A 3,422-nucleotide genomic window follows, 5' to 3' on the forward strand; every position below is an offset into this window, starting at 1 on the left:
GGGCAGGGTGCCGGCCGGCCCCCCGTCCGGCACCCTGCCCCCGGCCCCGTGGCCGCCGGCCGGCCCAGCCGGGCGCCCACGCCGCCCGGTGCGGGTCAGCGGGTCAGGCGCCACGGTCCCTTCGCCGCGGAGACCAGTTCGCCGACGGTCGCCAGCTTGACGCGGGGGCGGCCCTCGCGGTCGCCGCGGGTGCGTTCGGCGCGTTCGATGCCGGCCAGGCCGCGCGCGTCCACCAGATCGCGGTTGCGGCGGCGGGCGAGCCGCTGGAACGCCTTCGCCGAGCCCGTGGGCGAGGGCAGCGCCCCGGCGACCGCGTCCGCGAGCAGCGTGCCGATCGTCTCCGCCGCGCAGGTGCGGTTCGCCCCGATCCCGCCCGACGGTCCGCGCTTGATCCAGCCGACGACGTACGTTCCCGGCATGCCGTCCACCCGGCCGCCCCGGTGCGGGACCGTGGCCGTGTCCTCGTCGAACGGCAGGCCCGCCACCGGCAGTCCGCGGTAGCCGACGGCGCGCAGCAGCAGCCCCGCCGGGATCTCGGTCCCGCCCTCCCCGCCGGTGACGCCGACGGCCCGCACGCCCTCGTCGTCGCCCGCCACGTCGAGCACCGAGGAGTGGAAGCGCAGCACGATGCGCCGCTCCCCGCCCGGCGGCCGCGACCAGTCGACGCGTTCGCGCGCGACGCCCCGCAGCACGCCCGCCTTGTCCTGCGGGCCGGCCGCGTCGATCGCCGGGCCGATCCGGGGGTCGTGGTCGTCGACGACGAGCTCCACACCGGGCAGGTGCCCCAGGGCGAGCGCTTCGGACCGGGTGTACGCCGCGTCCTCGGGCCCTCTGCGGCCCACCACCACCACTTCGCGCACCGAGCCGGCCCGCAGGGCCGCGAGCGCGTGGTCGGCGATGTCGGTGCCGGCCAGCGTCTCGGGGTCGCAGACGAGGATCCGCGCGACGTCCAGGGCGACGTTGCCGTTGCCGACGACGACCACCCGTGAGGCGGACAGGTCCATCGCGTCGGGCGCGACCTCGGGGTGGGCGTTGTACCAGGCCACGAAGGCCGTCGCGGAGACGATGCCCGGCCGTTCCTCCCCGGGCAGCCCGAGCCGCCGGTCCGCCGAGGCGCCGACGGCGTAGACGACCGCGTCGTGATGTGCGGCGATCTCCTCGGCCGACACGTCCCGCCCGGCCTCCAGACCGAGGTACATCCGCACCCGGGGGTGGGCGTGGAAGCGGGCGAAGGTCTCCCCGACCTTCCGTGTCGCGGGATGGTCGGGGGCTACCCCGTACCGCACCAGACCGCCCGCCACCGGAAGCCGGTCGATCAGGGTCACCTCGGCGGCGGTGTGCAGCAGCAGGTCCTCTGCCGCGTACATGCCCGCCGGCCCGGTGCCGACGACGGCGACGCGCAGCGGCGCGAAGTCGGCGGGCAGCGAGCGCTCGAACCGTGGTTCGCCCCAGGTGTGGAAGTTGGGGCTGCCCTCGGCCGGCGCGGGCTGCTCGGCGTCCTCGAAGTACGCCGCGTTGATCGCCGCGTACTCCTTCTGGTCCGGGGCGAGGCCGTCCACCGGGAAGATCGCGTCGACCGGGCAGGCGTCGGCGCACGCGCCGCAGTCGATGCAGGTCTTCGGGTCGATGTACAGCATCTCCGTGCTGCCGAAGGTGCGTTCCTCCGGGGTCGGGTGGATGCAGTTGACCGGGCAGACGGCGACACAGGTCGCGTCGCTGCAACAGGTCTGGGTGATGGCGAAGGTCATGTGACGGCCCGGTTCAGATCAGGTTGGCACGCTTGTAGAACGCGAGCGCAGGCTTGGTGAGGAGTCGTGCGGAGGCCAGGAAGTCCATCAGGCCCGAACAGCTGGACCGCATCATCGACTTGTGGTGCTGGTTGGCCCGCGCCTCGGCGAGCGCGCGCGTCTCGTCGAGTCCGGCGTTGGCGTACACCTTGCGGTTCACCATGCTGGTGACGATGAAGTACGAGGCGACCGCGACGACGAAGGCGTTGATCTGGCGGCGCACCCAGCCGGCGCGTGCCAGCCGCTTGCGCGTCTCGTCCCGCGCGAACTTCATGTGCCGGGACTCCTCGACGACATGGATGTTGTTGATCGTGCGCACGAACGGCACGACCCTCTCGTCCCGCATCCAGTCGCGCTGCATGACGTCCAGGACCTCCTCGGCGACCAGGATCGCCGCGTAGGCCGCCTCGCCGAACGCCAGCGTCTTGAAGACGCGGCCCAGTTCGAGGACCGGGCGGGAGGGCCGGTACGGCGGGGCGCCGAGCTTCTGCGCGCCGCGCGCGAACATGATGGAGTGCCGGCACTCCTCGGCGATCTCCGTCAGGGCCCACTGGAACTCGGCGCCGGTCGGGTCCTTGGCGTAGATGTCGCGCAGCACCATCTGCTGCAGGATCATCTCGAACCAGATGCCGGTGCTCGCCACCGAAGCGGCCTCCTGGCGCGTCAGCTCCTTGCGCTGGCCCTCGGTCAACTCGTCCCAGTAGGCGGTGCCGTAGAGCGTGCTCCACTCGGGGCTCGCGCCGTGGAAGTCCTTGTCGAGGCCTCGACGGCGGGGTCGTAGGCCAGCATCGCGGACGACTCCAGCAGTCGCCGGGCGACGCCGTCGTCGGGGGCGGGGTCCTCCTGGGCGTGCGGCCGGACCGTGCTGCTTGCCATGTGCGGCTCCTTCCATCCCGTGGGCTTTCCGGGGCGCCGTGGAGGCGTCGTGATCGCTTCGGGCGCCCTGGGAGGTGGCGTCCACCCCCTTGTTAGACGGACCGTATAGTAAGAGCGCCCGGCTGGCCTACCCCTCGGTAGAAACTTTGTCAGCAGGACGTGCGAGGGGTTGGTGAACGCCTCCGTGAAGCCTTCCCCCGCGCGCGGGGCGCACCACCCGGACGCGGTCCGGGCCCCGGGGGCCCCGGACATGCGGCAGGGGCCGCGCGGTGGTGTGTCACCGTGCGGCCCCTGGCGGGTGTGCGGGGGAGGTCAGCCCTTGCGGGTGTTGATCTCCTCGGTCAGCTGGGGGACGACGTCGAACAGGTCGCCGACCACGCCGTAGTCGACCAGGTCGAAGATCGGGGCCTCGGCGTCCTTGTTGATCGCCACGATCGTCTTCGAGGTCTGCATGCCCGCGCGGTGCTGGATCGCGCCGGAGATGCCGGAGGCGATGTACAGCTGCGGGGAGACCGACTTGCCGGTCTGGCCGACCTGGTTGGTGTGCGGGTACCAGCCGGCGTCGACCGCGGCACGCGACGCACCGACCGCGGCACCCAGCGAGTCCGCGAGCGCCTCGATGACCGCGAAGTTCTCCGCACCGTTGACACCCCGGCCACCGGAGACCACGATCGCGGCCTCGGTCAGCTCCGGACGCCCGGTCGACTCCCGCGGCGTGCGCGCCACGACCTTCGTACCGGCCGCCTTCTCGGAGAACGA

Annotated in this window: 2 protein-coding genes and 1 pseudogene; all 3 read right to left on the minus strand. The window is 72.9% G+C overall.

The genetic code is table 11. The features are described from left to right. Nucleotides 1–95: 95 nt before the first annotated feature. Entirely contained in the window at nt 96–1,748 is a 1,653-nt protein-coding gene (locus EAO77_RS29845) for an FAD-dependent oxidoreductase (RefSeq protein WP_147991457.1), read from the minus strand. Nucleotides 1,749–1,761: 13 nt separating this feature from the next. Beyond that, a pseudogene (locus EAO77_RS29850) lies at nt 1,762–2,663 on the minus strand (AurF N-oxygenase family protein). A 312-nt stretch (nt 2,664–2,975) separates the two neighbouring features. After that, a partial coding sequence (locus EAO77_RS29855) for an electron transfer flavoprotein subunit alpha/FixB family protein (protein WP_147991461.1) occupies nt 2,976–3,422 on the minus strand: 447 nt, incomplete at its 5' end.

Source organism: Streptomyces sp. T39, assembly GCF_008042045.1.
Taxonomy (GTDB): Bacteria; Actinomycetota; Actinomycetes; order Streptomycetales; family Streptomycetaceae; genus Streptomyces.